We start from the raw sequence: 14,538 nt of genomic DNA on the forward strand, positions 1-14,538 counted from the left end.
AAAACCTTCAAAATTCTTGCTGAGCGATATCGCAATCGAGGCAAAAGACTAGCATTGAGATTCAATCTAATTGCTGGAATTTATAACTTGGAGCTGAGTGAAAAATGACTTATGAAAGAAATCTATTGATGAAATTTAGAATTTCACATGATTAAAAATGATCAATTTAAAAATGGCACATAGTGATGAAAAAATTAACTTTGTTAGGTTCAATAACTTTGGCTTTGTCTGCGGCGGTTTCGCCAAGTGTATCTGCTGCACCAGTAAAACCCATTCAGTTTGCAAAAGGTGCTATTGGTACTACAGTTGCAGGATCATTTAAAGGCTACGATGACATTCAGTATAGTTTGAATGCTAAGGCTGGACAAACTTTAAGCTATAAGCTGACAAGCAATCATGATTTAGCCCAAATTAATATATATGCTCCTGGTGATAAACCAGGAAAAACAGAAGCTTTAGTGATTGGATCTACAACAGGAGTATCTGGAAAATTCAAGCTGCCAGAATCAGGCAATTATTTGATTCAGATCTACCAAATGCGGAATACGGCACGGAATAATAGAACGGTTAATTATAAATTGCATGTTGAAGCAGTTCGCTAAACTTACTTTATCTGGATCTGGATAACTTAGAAAGTAACCGAAGAAAAACCAACTAGATGAAATTATATAAGTGATAAAAAAATATTCAAAAAACCACCAAAAAGTGGTTTTTTGAATTTTGTATTAATTGGAAAATTATAAGAAATTAAGAAAAATGATATTGATAAATATAATGAATTTAGAATGAAGACATTAAATTGATCGTTTTCTTAATTTAATAAATTGCTTAATATTTAATTTAGTATCTAAAAATATGATAACATGTGCACATTCTAAACAGTGGCTTAGATTGAGTCAGCCTTTAATTTTCAATTTATGCACATGAATATTTTTAATATTTATCGTATAGAGCGAAATTACAATCGCCAGCACTCATCTTTACAAGCCTGTTTCTTCCGCAGTTAGCGGATATCTCTTTGATCAATTTTGATCTGTCTTACAAATAAAACGGAATAGGGAAGGTATGTCTTCATTGAAACCGTCATGGTATTCCAATGTGAATCCAAATGTGTTTATTAGCACAGTTGTTATTATCGGCATTTTCATTGCCATTGTATTTTTAGCTCCCAATGCTTTTGATCTAATTACTAAACAACTAAATCAATGGGTTACAAACTCATTCAGTTGGTTCTATGTGTTATCTGTAGCCATTTTTCTAATAGTGCTTATTTATATTGCCTGTTCAAATATGGGTAAAATTAAATTAGGTTTAGACCATAGCCAACCAAAATATAGTAATAGCTCCTGGTTTGCTATGTTATTTACTGCTGGTATGGGTATTGGCTTAATGTTTTTCGGTGTCGCGGAGCCAGTGATGCACTATGTATCACCTCCAACTGGTGATCCTGAAACGATCCAATCAGCGCAGCAAGCCATGCGCGTAACCTTCTTCCACTGGGGACTTCATGCATGGGCAATCTACACCATCGTTGGCTTAGCGTTAGCTTACTTTGCTTATAGACACAATCTACCTCTAAAAATTCGCTCTGCGTTATATCCTCTCATAGGAAAAAAAATCTATGGTCCAATCGGTGATGGTGTAGATACCTTTGCGACGATCGGTACTGTATTTGGTGTCGCAACGACATTAGGTTTTGGTGTAACCCAAATTAACTCCGGCCTGAATTATCTATTCAGGATTGAATATTCAACGACGACGCAACTAATTCTAATTGTCATTGTTACGGCTATGGCCTCTTTGTCCGTATTTATGGGCTTAGACAAGGGTATTAAACGATTATCAGAGATCAATTTAGGCTTAGCATTAACCCTCTTATTATTTGTATTTTTTGCTAGTTCAACAATATTTATATTACAAGCGACTATACAAAATGCTGGCCAGTATTTTTCAAACTTATTCAACATGACCTTTAATTTATATGCCTATCAATCTGATGGTTGGATTGGTGGTTGGACAATTATGTACTGGGCATGGTGGATTTCATGGTCGCCATTCGTAGGTATGTTTATTGCGCGTGTGTCTGAAGGACGTACTATTCGTGAGTTTATTGTAGGTGTTTTACTTATTCCAACAGGCTTCACGCTGATCTGGATGGGAGTCATGGGGAATGCTGCACTCTATAGTATTTTAAACGAAGCGAACACCTCGCTGATTTCTGCAGTGCAACGAGATTCATCCGTTGCGTTATTTGAATATTTAGGGACCTTGCCATTCTCAGGCGTGATGAGTTTTGTGGCGACCATTCTGGTCATGTTGTTTTTTGTGACTTCGGCAGACTCTGGGGCTTTAGTTACAGACTATCTAACTGCAAAATCTGAAAACTCTCCAACTTGGCAGCGATTGTTTTGGACAACGTTAATGGCTGTACTTGCGATTGTTTTGTTGTTTGCAGGAGGTTTAGGTGCTTTGCAATCTGCAACAATGTTGAGTGCATTACCATTCACTTTTGTAATGCTTTTAATTTGCTGGGGCTTAGTCAAGGCTCTACATTTAGATGCAACCAAGATGCAAGCATTACAGGATGCGCGTATTACACCTAAAGCAATTCATAATCCAAGAAGTTGGCAGCAACGTTTAGGATTGATTATGCATTATCCGCATACACGTGAAGAAGTTGAACAATATATTGATACAACGGTAAGCCAGGCATTTTCAAATCTACAGAAAGAGTTTAAGCGTCGTCATTTAGATGTGACGGTAAACACGATAGATGATGGCTTGCAGCTTCGTGTAAACCATCAAGATGAGATTAACTTTATCTACCAAGTAGTTGTCCAAGAAAAAAATACACCAAGCTTTATGATTGATTCAGGAGAAATTACGCAAGATTATCAAGCTGAAGTATTTTTGAGGGAAGGTGGTCAAAATTATGACATCATCGAATGGACGCAAGAAGATATCTTGCAAGATGTCATTGATCAATATGAGCGTCATCTGCATTTTTTAAATTTAGTTCGAACTAAGAGCCAATAGATAAAAAACCGCCCAAATGGGCGGTTTTTATTAACATATGAAAGTTTTATAAGTAAAAATAACATATTGTTTAATAAATAGAATAATGAGGAAATTTGATATTTTGATAAAATTATACAAATTTTGAAATAATTTAATTAAAATAAATTTGTATACTCGCCATATCCTAACCAAGCCTTTTAGATGCAAAAGTATACAACTCTGAAAAGTTTATAACCTATTGTAAATACAAAGGAATACAGCTTGATGCTTAACATTCCAATCCATTCCAAACTCGGTGGATTCTACTTTTTCTATTATTCAATAGTGGGTACATTCATGCCGTATTGGAGTTTGTATCTAGAGGATCAAGGGTTTAATTATCAAGAAATAGGTATTTTATCTTCGATTGCAATTGTCACACGTTTTTTTGCACCGTTTATTTGGGGTTGGATTGCAGATAAATCCGGCAAGCGCATGCTTTTAGTTCGAATAGCAACATGGATGGAAGCCTGTATTTGGTTTCTGATTTTTATAATTCCCAATAGTTTTCAGTCTGTTGCATTACTCATGCTGGTTTTTAGTTTCTTTCAAAATGCCATATTGGCTCAATTTGAAGGAGTAACTTTATTTTGGCTCGCTGAGCGTCGTGCAGAACTTTATGGAAAAGTCAGAAAATGGGGATCAGTTGGTTTCATTGTTGGGGTATTTGGAATAGGGGCTTTGCTAGAAATAATACCTGTTTCCATGCTTCCTATCATGTTGTTATGCATTGCATTTCTCGCATTTATTTGGTCATTTACGATTAAAGAGCCCGCTACTGCACCATCTTCACAGAAAAAACTTGAACCACTTTGGCCTATCTTAAAACGGCCTATTGTAGCGAGTTTTTTTATCATTGAATTTTTTCTGCTCTTTTCGCATGCACCGTTTTATAGTTTTTATAGCAATTACCTTAAGCAGGCTGATTTTTCGACGAGCCAAATCGGTTTTTTATGGTCTGTCGGAGTCATTGCAGAAATCATTATGTTTGCCTATGCCAATGTCTTTTTTAATCGATATTCTTGGCGTAACTTAGTGCTCATTTGTTTGGGGCTAACAGGGATGCGATGGTTGATTGTAGGCTTATATCCGGCGGTGTTTATCACTCAATTTGCTGCGCAAACGATTCATGCCTTCAGTTTTGGATTATTCCACTTAATCGCGATGCGAATCATTTTTCAAAATTTTACCGCAAGTCAACAAGGGCGAGGTCAAGCGCTATACAGTACCATGTGGGGCTTAGGTGTTGCGAGTGGCAGTATTTTAGCAGGTCGATATTGGGACATGCTTTCGGGACCCGTTATTTTTATGATCGCAGGACTGGCGGTTCTACCTGCCATGTTTTTGGTCGTGGGCTTGCCTAAAACGATTCAAAAGCCAGCTTGAAGCAATTCAGTATATTGATAAGTCTCAATGGACTAAAATCACCTGATTACGGCCGAGCTCTTTGGCTTGATATAAGGCCTGATCGGCTTGATTAATCATACTTTGCAAACTTGGAGCATTGGGCAAAGACTGATGAATCAGACCAATACTCACCGTAATATAAATCGTATTTTGTTCATCAATGAAAATAGGTGTGGTTTCAACGACTTTTCGGATACGTTCAGCGATACCTTGGGCTTCAGGTGCTGCAATGTTGGTAAGTAATATACTAAACTCTTCACCACCTATACGTGCAAATAAATCTGTTTCACGCAAATTCTTACGTACAATACCAGAAAATTCCTGTAAAACTTGGTCACCGACATAATGCCCATATTGATCATTCAATTGTTTAAAATGATCAATATCTATCATGATAATGGAAAAGTTAAGCTGAATTTGGTTTTGTAGGTAAAGCTCACCTTGCTCGAAAAAATATCGACGATTCATCGCATGCGTTAAACTATCATGATTTGCAAGGTATAAAACTTCTTTATACAGTTCGTGCCGATTGCGGCTAATAATACAAAGAATTAATGGAGCGATTATCAGCATGGCAAGGCCAATGCGTACAGAAATGGCTGTAGACAAGTAGGTGAGTGATGAATCATGTAAATAGAAGGCATTTAAATTGTAATAGGTCGCTAAAATGACTACGGCATTAATCAGAGATAGGGTAAATAATCGATAGGTTAAAGCTGCCCAAATCAGAGCCGCTAAAGGGTAGAGAATTGCGCCCGGACCAGTAGTCACTGTCGTTAAAAATACGCAGAAGATAACCGCAATAGCTGGAAATATCTTGTTGATTTGAAAGCTTTGATTGCGTCGGTCTTTGCAATACAGTTTAAGATCGGCCAGTTTAGGAAAAGACAGAATAAGCGGTAATATAATCAGCGCATTTAATATTTCAGTAATCCACCACATACCAAAATCAATCGACAATCGATCGGTCGACATAAACGTGTTGGGGATATAAGGCACAGTGAAAATAGCAAAAAGAGCACCTGCAAGGCATCCACCACAGGCGATGATGACAATCATGGTCAGAAAGGTGAAACCTTTATTATAGTTTTGATAGTTCACCTGAAAATATCGCATAAAAAATAGCGATACCATGCTGTTGGTTAAATTTGAAAAAGTGAGAAATAAAGTGAGTTGGAAATAATTGCCCGTCACTAAATCTGCGAGCATATAACCGGTAAATGCACCTAACCATCCTCCCAGATTACTCAGTTTAGGGAACCTTAAGAATATTGCTAACAATACTGCATTCGCAGGCCAAAAAATCGCTAAATAGCTTAATGGGCGGCTGAAAATACCGACTAAGCAGCAGCAAAGAATAACTGCAGCGACTATGACAAAAGCCATGCTGTGGCGTGCATTAAGCGGAGCAAGACTATTCGAATGCAGTTTCATTAGCTTATGTAAGCCTAAGTTAAATATGGGAGAATTCGTTTTTTTCGAATATTAAACGATAAAAAAGATTTTATATTATTTTATTGTAAATAGTGTGATTTGTTTGGCATTTAGCTGATTTGTAGTTTCGTTAACCGAGATTGATTTTTTGGATAAATAGGAAAAATGATTGTTATGAAAATGTGATAAACCGCGGATTTGTAAAAAAATGTGTTACTTTAAGAGCATGATTTATATGACTGATTAAATGTATGAAAATAGCATATCTTACAGTTTTACTCATGTTGAGTTCATCGTTGGTGATGGCGGCAGATAATAAGAATACAACTCAAAATTCAGAGGCTAAAAATCAAGTTGAAGCGGTGAATAGCTTTAGGGTGACAACACGTTCTGAATTGGTCGGCTTATGGGGTATGGAAATTCCGACCAATAAAAAGTGCGTTGAATATTATAATTTTAAGAGCAATAATGATGTTGTGATCAAAAGCGGTGAAGAGTGGTCATCTGGGGTATATGACTATCAACCTGCGCAAGATCCGAATGTGCAAATTCCAGCACTGATTTTACAAGTGAAATATGACAATAATCAGATGGATTGTTCGGGCAATATTCAAGATCAAACCGGCGAAATTTCACAGTACTTTGTAAAGTGGAAAAGTCCATCGGTTATTAATTTCTGTGCCAATGATCAGGCTCAGCAGTGTTTTGCGACATTGCGTCGAGTTTTGCCTTAAGCATGACTATAGATCTTTCTTATGAAAATAAAAAACCACTCATTTGAGTGGTTTTTTTGACGCTGAAGTTTTATTTCTCTTCATGTCCTTCGACTTTCTTTAATAGATGTTTTTCAAGATAGTGAATATCCATTGCTTGTTCGCAGAAATTTTTATCTTGAAGAATCAAATCTTTATGTAGCGGAATATTGGTTTTCACGCCAGTTAAGATAATCTCTTCGAGAGCTTGTTTCATGCGCGCAATAGAGGTTTCACGATCTTTACCATGCGCAATGAGTTTTGCAATCATTGAATCATAGTATGGCGGGATGCTATATCCTTGATAGATATGAGAATCTAGTCGGATACCTGCGCCGCCCGGTGCATAGAAATGATCGATTTTGCCCGGTGAAGGCATAAATGTAGATGGATCTTCTGCATTAATACGACATTCAATCGCATGACCTTTAAGTTGAATATCTTCTTGTTGAAGATCCAAACCTAAGCCAGCAGCAATGCGTAATTGTTGCTCGATAATATCTACGCCAGTCACTTGCTCAGTAACAGGATGTTCTACTTGTACACGAGTATTCATTTCAATAAAGAAGAATTCACCTTCTTCAAATAAGAACTCGAATGTACCAGCACCACGGTATTGCATCAATTTACAAGCATTTACACATGCTTCAAGAATATGCGCACGTGCTTCTTCAGGTAAACCTGGTGCAGGCGCTTCTTCAAGCACTTTTTGATGGCGACGTTGCAATGAACAGTCACGATCATAAAGGTGAATTGCATGGCCATTACCATCTGCAAGAACTTGCACTTCGACATGGCGTGGCTTTTGAAGGAAACGTTCCATATAAACGGTGTCGTCACCAAACCACATTTCCGCATCACGTTGAGCAGCTTGTACAGATTCGAGTAGTGTGTCTACACGTTCAACGATACGCATACCACGACCACCACCACCAGAGGCAGCTTTTACGATCAATGGAAATCCAATTTCTTTGGCTTCTGCCAATGCATTGTGAATCGTTACAGCATGGTCACAACCCGGAACAGTTGGTACACCAGCTTTTTTCATCGCAATAATGGCAGAAACTTTGTTCCCCATTAAGCGAATGTGTTCAGGACGCGGACCGATAAAGATAAAACCTGAGTTTTCTACAATTTCTGCAAACTCAGCGTTTTCAGATAAGAAACCATAACCTGGATGGATGGCATCTGCACCGGTGATTTCAGCCGCTGTAATAATGGCAGGGATATTGAGATAACTTTCGCTGCTGGCACCTGGTCCAATGCACACTGCTTCGTCACAGAAGCGTAAGTGCATTAGGTCTTTGTCGGCATCGGAATAAATCCCTACGGTTTTAATTCCTAAAGTTTTGCAAGCGCGGGTGATGCGGAGCGCAATCTCACCACGGTTTGCAATTAAAACTTTTTGCAACATTGTGATTCCCCGTGGTCTTAAGCGCGATAGCGGAATAATGGTTGACCGAATTGGATCACTTCGCCATTTTTAACCAAAATTTCTTCAATCACACCGCTTTGAGTTGCTTCAATTGGGTTCATGATTTTCATTGCTTCGATGATACCGAGTGTTTCACCAGCAGATACAGTTTGACCAACTTTAACAAATGGTGCTTCACCTGGATTTGGCGCAGCATAGAACACACCAACCATAGGAGACGGCTCAACAGCACCACGTGGTGAACGAGGTGCAGCAGGTGCAGCGGCGGGAGCAGCCATAGCAGGCGCAGCGGCAGCAACAACTGGATTGCGACGAGTTAGAGCGATAGATTGATCGCCTTCTTTAACTTCAATCGCCTGTAAGTCAGATTCAATCATCAAATCGATGAGTTTCTTGATTTTACGGATATCCATGAACAGTATTCCTAATTAAGATTGAGAAGTTGGTTGAATTTTTTCGATGGCGAAGTCTAGTGCTGCGGCATAGCCTTTTGCACCTAAACCACAAATAACGCCAACGGCTTTATCAGATAGATAGGAGTGATGTCTAAATGCTTCACGAGCGTGGACATTTGATAGATGTACTTCGATAAACGGAATGGCTACACCAAGAAGGGCATCACGCACAGCAACCGAAGTATGTGTTAGGGCTGCTGGATTAATAATGATGAATTGAACGCCTTCTTGTTGCGCTTGATGAATTCGGTCGACGACAGCGCCTTCCCAATTACTTTGGAAAGTGTCGAGAGAAATGGAAGCGTTTTGAGCCTGTGAAATCAGTTTTTGGTTGATATCTTCAAGTGTCAGATAGCCGTAAACTTCGGGTTCACGTTTTCCCAGTAAGTTGAGATTCGGTCCATGAATGACCAAAATGGTCGAGCTCATTCAGCCTGCTCCAATAAAAAGTTGCAAATTTACTTTGCAAGATACCTGCAAAGTTTGCTCATTATGGCATAAAATTCCACATTTTTTTTATAATTTCTTTGAATTGACGTGAAAAGCATGTGCCGAGAATGGGCTATATAATGCGAACTTTGCAGAGAATTGGCAATGTTAAAAGATTACATTTTTTATCATTATATTGTAGGGCATCATTTTAAACCCAATTGGCTAAAACTGTTGATATCTTTTGTGTAAACTTGCTTTATCGTGGTGCGTACGTTTAGCAATAACCAGCACAAATGACCTTAAATGTGAGATGCCTTGTGTATCCATCTTATAGATCGTCAGTTGAACTGCCTACGCATGCATAGTCGTAAAGATAGTATTTATTCAGCGCATTAAAAATTCTAAGGTTTAATTTATTTGTGCATAAAGAAATCTAAATTGCTCTCAGCTTTCAAGCGAGTTATTTAAAAGAATAAAGCAAGTCTGTATGCTAAGTATATAAAAATTAAAAGATAGTTTATTTTTTTTATGATTGATACAGCATATTTCCAAACCAATGAAATGTTTTCATAAATGATAGGGCTCAAGCTAGATATTTTGTTTGCCTCAGTGAATTGAATATTCTGTGGGAGCATTTCCTTATAAGTAGGCAGCTTTAGATATGATGAACATTTATTGCGTAGCTAAGTCATACTTTATAGACCTATATATAAGCGTATTAACCATCTTGTGTATTTTCTAGTCAGTGTTTTGAATGTATAAAGCGTGCAAGGCATTGACGATTTCTTTCATAAATCATGCAAGTTTGGAAAATTGGGTATTTGTCCAAATTTGTACAGGTATTGGCAAAAGTTAAATCTGTGGTGGTAAAGAAGCTTGCTGTTTGCATGCTGATTCTATTTTTTATTCGTCTATTTCTATGTTTTAGCGGTATATGTGTTGAATAAGTTTCCTTTCTTCTTGTTTATACTTTTAGGTGGAATCTACCGCATTGAGTCTTTTTCTATAAATGAATTGATAAAACAAGGCTCGAATGCTTTCCCGCGGAAAAAATTTATCTATATAAGTGTAATTCACGGTAGAATGCCCGAAACCTATATGGCCTGAGAACAAACATGGCAAAACATACGCAAAATTCATCACCTTTGGCAGAATTGATTGCAGAACAAAAACTTTTATGTGAAGAAGTGGGTTCTGCATATGTAGAAGTGCAGGGCGATGATGTAATTGCGGTGGCTGTTCATACCTTAAATAAAGATCCAATTGTTGGTATTCGTAAGCCTGCAGAAGGTGATGAAAATGTCAGTTGGTATATTTATGGTGGTGAGCTTGAAGGCGCAGATAACTTTGAAACAATGACTGTGCGTAAACTGCAAGATGTTGTGCCTGAAGTGCTACCGTATTTAGCTTTGGATGTAGGCTATCGTTTTATGATCGATGCTGATGATTATGAAGATGTCTGGAAAGAAGGTGATGAGGCTTAATTTATGCATTCTCCGTTGATGTATAAACTTTATGTCCTTATTTTCTCTGTGTTTACTGCTTCTGTAGCATATGCAAATGTGAATGAAGCGGTTACTCCACAACTGACTCAAGCTGAATATAATGCTCAGATAAAAGCATATACTGAGCAAATTAATTCAACCAAAGCCATTTTGGATGACCCAGCCTCTACAGCAACTGGTCAGCAGCAAACTCAAGCTTTTTGTTTAAGATTGAATGCATATCGACAGATTTTAGAAATCTCTCAACAAAATTCAGCTCTTGAAATGGCCAATCTAATGCAAGTGGCTTCACAGCATTATTTACAACAACAGCAACAAAGTATGCAGTCGTCTGGACTAAACGAAAGTGCGTTTTGTTCGAGTCCTACAAAATAAATTGAGACGTAAACTTTTTCTTCTAAAACTTTTTGGATTCTATTCGGTGATAAATCTAACGTGGATAACCTTTACATGATTCATGATGTAGCATCCGCACACATTTACTCATATACGACATTCTATTCGAGTACGATAATCAAATGATTTAATCACTTTGAATTTTTATCGAGTTTCTCTCAGTATGGTTGATGGATAAATAGACAAATATTGCGAGTATGATAAGATGATTGAACACATTATTTTTGATGTTTGAGGAGTTGTTTATATGACAGCTTATACTTCAGTAATGAAAGCAAGCCAATATGAGGACGATATGATCCCGAGCCTTGCTATCCATGCATTTCGCCATGCTTTTGAACAAGCAAGTGCGTCATCCACTGTGGTTTATGTAAAAGGTCTACAACTGGTTCAACGTCTTCAAAATGGTCAAGAAGTACAATTAAAAGATGTATCAGCCGACTTCGTACAAGTGGACGATCTACCTAAAATTTTAAAACGTAAAAAGAAAATAGAGGAAATTGTTTAATACATGCCTCCACAACCTCGCATTAGAATGTTCGCGGGTCCAAATGGTTCAGGTAAAAGCACAGTTAAAGAATATTTATTGCCTCATCATATTGGGGCATATTTAAATGCGGATGAACTCGAAGCTCAACTGAAACATTCACACCGGCTCAATTTGTTAGATTATCATCCCGCTTTAAAATCAGAAGCATTAATTGACTTTCTAGATACGAAAAAACGTCCCGCGAATGGAGAATTTATTCCGCTATTAGCACGAAAACCTCAGATATTAGATCCGTGGAAAATTGAATTTCATCCAGATCAGATTGATTCATATCTTTGTGCAAGAATTATCGATTACATCCGTTTGCAGTTTTTAGAACTAAAGATTAGTTTTACCTTTGAAACGGTGATGTCCCATATTTCAAAGGTGGAGTTTCTACGAGAAGCAAAAAGAAAAGGCTTTAAAACCTATCTATATTATGTTTCCACTATTGATCCTGTGATCAATATTTCACGTGTTCAGTACCGAGTGAAAACGGGTGGACACGGAGTGCCAGAACAAAAAATTCGCGAACGTTATTATCGAAGTATGGATTTGTTAATGCAGGCGGTAGAAGCAACGGATCGAAGTTATTTATTTGATAACTCTGCCGATGGACAGTATGCTTCTTTCATTGCGGAAATTGAACAGGCTGAAATTTTAAAGATGAATTCAGGTATTCAGCGTTTACCGTGGTGGTTTGTAGATAAGGTGCTTAAAGAGTTTGAGCCAAATTAATATCAACTGAATATAATACAAAATAACAGGATGAACCTATGCAGAATAACGACTATAAATTACAACAACATTCAAACTCATCTTCATTAGATCAAACTCATCTTGATCAAGCCATTGAGCAGCAAGCTGAACAAGAACAGCAAAAAAATAGTACATCATCTGATCCGTTGTCTTCTGTAGATTTGACTGACTTAGCTGAAATTGGTTCGAATATTATAGAATTGGATTCAGATGCTTTAACGTGGGTGAGCGATGCACTCAGCGATATTAGTATTGATCTATAAATTATCTATTATTTCAATTAACTTCATAATAAACAGCCTTTATTGAATAATCTCCGAGGATATATTTTGTGATTTTTCAAGTTTATAAATTAATTCTAAATAAAAATAATCAAACACTCTTGAACCGTTAAATTTTTCAATTAGGAAAAGGCAAAATTAGAACGAATATTTCGGTTGGAGAGCTTGCATCTTTTTTTAAATAACATATTATAAAAACATATATTGTTTTTGTGGCTGATGAATATGCATCCATTTCTAACCGCTTTTCTCGGCGGGACCTTATTGGGCCTAGCCGCAGTTGGCTACCTATACGTACATGGTCGAATCGCCGGTATCAGTGGTTTAATTGCGCAAATGTTGAATCCTCAAACGATTTTAAAAACACCTGCGATATGGTTTTTAGCGGGACTTTTTATTGTGCCTTTTATCTACGGGAAAATGACCTCTGTGACAATTGAACTGGATGCAAGCCCATGGATGATGATCATTGCCGGGGTATTGGTTGGATTCGGAACGCGATTAGGTTCAGGTTGTACAAGCGGACATGGCATTTGCGGTATTAGTCGTCTTTCTAAGCGTTCATTCGTTGCAACTGCTAGTTTTATGTTGGCTGGGATTATCACAGTTTATGTAATGAGACATGTAATCGGAGCTTAATGATGAAAAATATATTGGCTTTTATTTTTGGTGGAATTTTCTCATTAGGTTTAATGATTTCGGGCATGTCTAATCCAGAAAAGGTCTTAAGTTTCCTTGATATTACAGGGCAGTGGGATGCGAGTTTAGCTTTTGTGATGATGGGAGCCATTGCAGTTGCATTTATTCCATTTCAAATGGCCGTTCGTCAATCAAAACCGACAACCTTTGATAGGAAGGCGATTGAATTACCGAGTAATAATCAAATTGATGCAAAACTCGTCATGGGGAGTGTTATCTTTGGAATAGGTTGGGGGATTGCTGGGATTTGTCCTGCGCCAGCCTTTACTTTGATCGGTCTTGGTTATTATCAAGCGATTTATTTTGTTATAGCGATGTTTGCAGGCGTCTATCTACATCGTAAAATTTCGGGAGCAAAGTAATGTCAAATCGTGCACAGGTACAACATTTTTTTGATGAAAATACCAATACATTTAGTTATGTGGTATCTGATCTACAAACAAAACGATGTGCGATTATAGACAGTGTATTGGATTATGATGCTGCTTCTGCAACTACTCAAACGAAGCATGCAGATTTGATTGTTCACTATATTCAAGAAAATAGCCTAAGCGTAGAATGGATTTTAGAAACGCATGTGCACGCAGATCACTTAACGGCATCACAATATTTAAAACAGGTTCTTGGTGGCAAAATTGCGATGAGCCATAACATCAAGATTGTGCAGGAAACATTCAGTGCCATTTATAATTTTGATGTGAAATATTTTAATTCACATCAGTCTTTTGATTATTTATTTGCAGATCATGAAGCATTTAAAATCGGCGAGTTAAATGCGTATAACATTCCAACGCCTGGACACACACCTGCTTGTCTGAGCTATGTGGTTGGTGATGATGCTGTGTTTGTCGGTGATACCTTATTTATGCCTGATTATGGCACAGCACGCTGTGATTTTCCCAAGGGCAGTGCAGCAGTATTATTCGATTCAGTACAAAAGATTTATCAGTTAGCACCTGAAATGCGCTTGTTTTTATGCCATGACTATTTACCAGAAAATCGGTCAGAATACTGCTGTGAAAGCAGTGTACATGCACAAAAGGAGCAGAATATTCATATTCACGTTGGTACGAAAAAAGAAGATTTTGTCACAATGCGAACTCAGCGTGATGCAAATTTGGCTATGCCAAAACTGATTTTACCTGCAATACAAATCAATATGGATGCAGGTAAATTTCCAAAACCAGAAGGGAATGGTATTCGCTATTTAAAAATTCCTTTTAATCACTTTAAATCTGCAAATTAAAGACAAAAATCCTTTAGGTTGAATGTATAGCCAAATCCTAAAAACTATAGAACAATAGAGATATGGGATATTCAAAAGATTTTAAAGACAAAGTCATAGAAATTATGATTCGAGATGAAATGTCTGTGCGAAAAGCAGCACAGCATTTTAA

Annotated in this window: 16 protein-coding genes and 1 pseudogene; 13 read left to right on the plus strand and 4 right to left on the minus strand. The window is 37.4% G+C overall.

Annotation, left to right across the window (positions count from 1 at the left end; genetic code table 11):
* The 4 genes and pseudogenes from FTT88_RS15700 to FTT88_RS15715 form a co-directional block, all read left to right on the plus strand.
* Positions 1 to 108: pseudogene (locus FTT88_RS15700) on the plus strand (IS5/IS1182 family transposase); the annotation flags it as partial.
* A 77-nt stretch (positions 109 to 185) separates the two neighbouring features.
* Complete coding sequence (locus tag FTT88_RS15705) at positions 186 to 602, plus strand: DNA breaking-rejoining protein (RefSeq protein ID WP_180005517.1); 417 nt, start codon at positions 186 to 188, stop codon at positions 600 to 602.
* A gap of 463 nt (positions 603 to 1,065) precedes the next feature.
* On the plus strand, positions 1,066 to 3,036 hold the full coding sequence (locus FTT88_RS15710) for a choline BCCT transporter BetT (protein ID WP_180005518.1): 1,971 nt from the start codon (positions 1,066 to 1,068) through the stop codon (positions 3,034 to 3,036).
* A 246-nt stretch (positions 3,037 to 3,282) separates the two neighbouring features.
* Positions 3,283 to 4,443: an MFS transporter gene (locus tag FTT88_RS15715; RefSeq protein ID WP_180005519.1), complete on the plus strand. Its 1,161-nt coding sequence runs from the start codon at positions 3,283 to 3,285 to the stop codon at positions 4,441 to 4,443.
* 24 nt (positions 4,444 to 4,467) lie between these two features.
* On the opposite strand, the gene FTT88_RS15720 is transcribed toward FTT88_RS15715, so the two are convergent.
* The gene (locus tag FTT88_RS15720) at positions 4,468 to 5,850 is read right to left on the minus strand and encodes a sensor domain-containing diguanylate cyclase (RefSeq protein ID WP_257222251.1); all 1,383 of its coding nucleotides are present in this window, start codon (positions 5,848 to 5,850) and stop codon (positions 4,468 to 4,470) included.
* Positions 5,851 to 6,149: 299 nt separating this feature from the next.
* On the opposite strand from FTT88_RS15720, the gene FTT88_RS15725 reads away from it, so the two are divergent.
* On the plus strand, positions 6,150 to 6,632 hold the full coding sequence (locus FTT88_RS15725; RefSeq protein ID WP_078190792.1) for a hypothetical protein: 483 nt from the start codon (positions 6,150 to 6,152) through the stop codon (positions 6,630 to 6,632).
* A gap of 70 nt (positions 6,633 to 6,702) precedes the next feature.
* Here the strand turns inward: FTT88_RS15725 and accC are convergent, their stop codons facing one another.
* From accC to aroQ, 3 genes are read right to left on the minus strand one after another with little or no spacing between them, the layout of a single operon-like run.
* Positions 6,703 to 8,064: an acetyl-CoA carboxylase biotin carboxylase subunit gene (accC, locus tag FTT88_RS15730; RefSeq protein WP_180005521.1), complete on the minus strand. Its 1,362-nt coding sequence runs from the start codon at positions 8,062 to 8,064 to the stop codon at positions 6,703 to 6,705.
* A gap of 17 nt (positions 8,065 to 8,081) precedes the next feature.
* Entirely contained in the window at positions 8,082 to 8,498 is a 417-nt protein-coding gene (gene accB / locus FTT88_RS15735; protein WP_078190790.1) for an acetyl-CoA carboxylase biotin carboxyl carrier protein, read from the minus strand.
* A gap of 15 nt (positions 8,499 to 8,513) precedes the next feature.
* Entirely contained in the window at positions 8,514 to 8,969 is a 456-nt protein-coding gene (gene aroQ, locus FTT88_RS15740; protein WP_078190789.1) for a type II 3-dehydroquinate dehydratase, read from the minus strand.
* A 1,118-nt stretch (positions 8,970 to 10,087) separates the two neighbouring features.
* On the opposite strand from aroQ, the gene FTT88_RS15745 reads away from it, so the two are divergent.
* The 8 genes from FTT88_RS15745 to FTT88_RS15780 all read left to right on the plus strand — a co-directional run bounded on the left by FTT88_RS15745 (position 10,088) and on the right by FTT88_RS15780 (position 14,387).
* Positions 10,088 to 10,456 carry a hypothetical protein gene (locus FTT88_RS15745; protein WP_078190788.1) on the plus strand — a complete coding sequence of 123 codons (369 nt, stop codon included), beginning with the start codon at positions 10,088 to 10,090 and terminating at the stop codon, positions 10,454 to 10,456.
* A gap of 3 nt (positions 10,457 to 10,459) precedes the next feature.
* The gene (locus FTT88_RS15750; protein ID WP_180005522.1) at positions 10,460 to 10,852 is read left to right on the plus strand and encodes a hypothetical protein; all 393 of its coding nucleotides are present in this window, start codon (positions 10,460 to 10,462) and stop codon (positions 10,850 to 10,852) included.
* Positions 10,853 to 11,120: 268 nt separating this feature from the next.
* Positions 11,121 to 11,381 (plus strand): hypothetical protein, encoded by a 261-nt coding sequence (locus tag FTT88_RS15755; RefSeq protein WP_180005523.1) that lies wholly within the window; start codon positions 11,121 to 11,123, stop codon positions 11,379 to 11,381.
* Positions 11,382 to 11,384: 3 nt separating this feature from the next.
* Entirely contained in the window at positions 11,385 to 12,140 is a 756-nt protein-coding gene (locus FTT88_RS15760; RefSeq protein ID WP_257222653.1) for a zeta toxin, read from the plus strand.
* A 38-nt stretch (positions 12,141 to 12,178) separates the two neighbouring features.
* Positions 12,179 to 12,424, plus strand: a complete 246-nt coding sequence (locus FTT88_RS15765; RefSeq protein ID WP_180005524.1) for a hypothetical protein — start codon at positions 12,179 to 12,181, stop codon at positions 12,422 to 12,424.
* Positions 12,425 to 12,667: 243 nt separating this feature from the next.
* A complete protein-coding gene (locus FTT88_RS15770; protein ID WP_180005525.1) occupies positions 12,668 to 13,081 on the plus strand; it encodes a YeeE/YedE family protein in 414 nt (137 codons plus the stop codon).
* 2 nt (positions 13,082 to 13,083) lie between these two features.
* Positions 13,084 to 13,503: a DUF6691 family protein gene (locus FTT88_RS15775; RefSeq protein WP_168379500.1), complete on the plus strand. Its 420-nt coding sequence runs from the start codon at positions 13,084 to 13,086 to the stop codon at positions 13,501 to 13,503.
* Positions 13,503 to 14,387, plus strand: coding sequence for an MBL fold metallo-hydrolase (locus FTT88_RS15780; RefSeq protein ID WP_180005526.1), 885 nt, complete (start codon positions 13,503 to 13,505; stop codon positions 14,385 to 14,387). Before FTT88_RS15775 ends, FTT88_RS15780 begins: the two co-directional genes overlap by 1 nt.
* Positions 14,388 to 14,538 lie beyond the last annotated feature (151 nt).

The organism is Acinetobacter sp. YH01024 (assembly GCF_013420195.1).
In the GTDB taxonomy this organism is placed as follows: domain Bacteria; phylum Pseudomonadota; class Gammaproteobacteria; order Pseudomonadales; family Moraxellaceae; genus Acinetobacter; species Acinetobacter amyesii.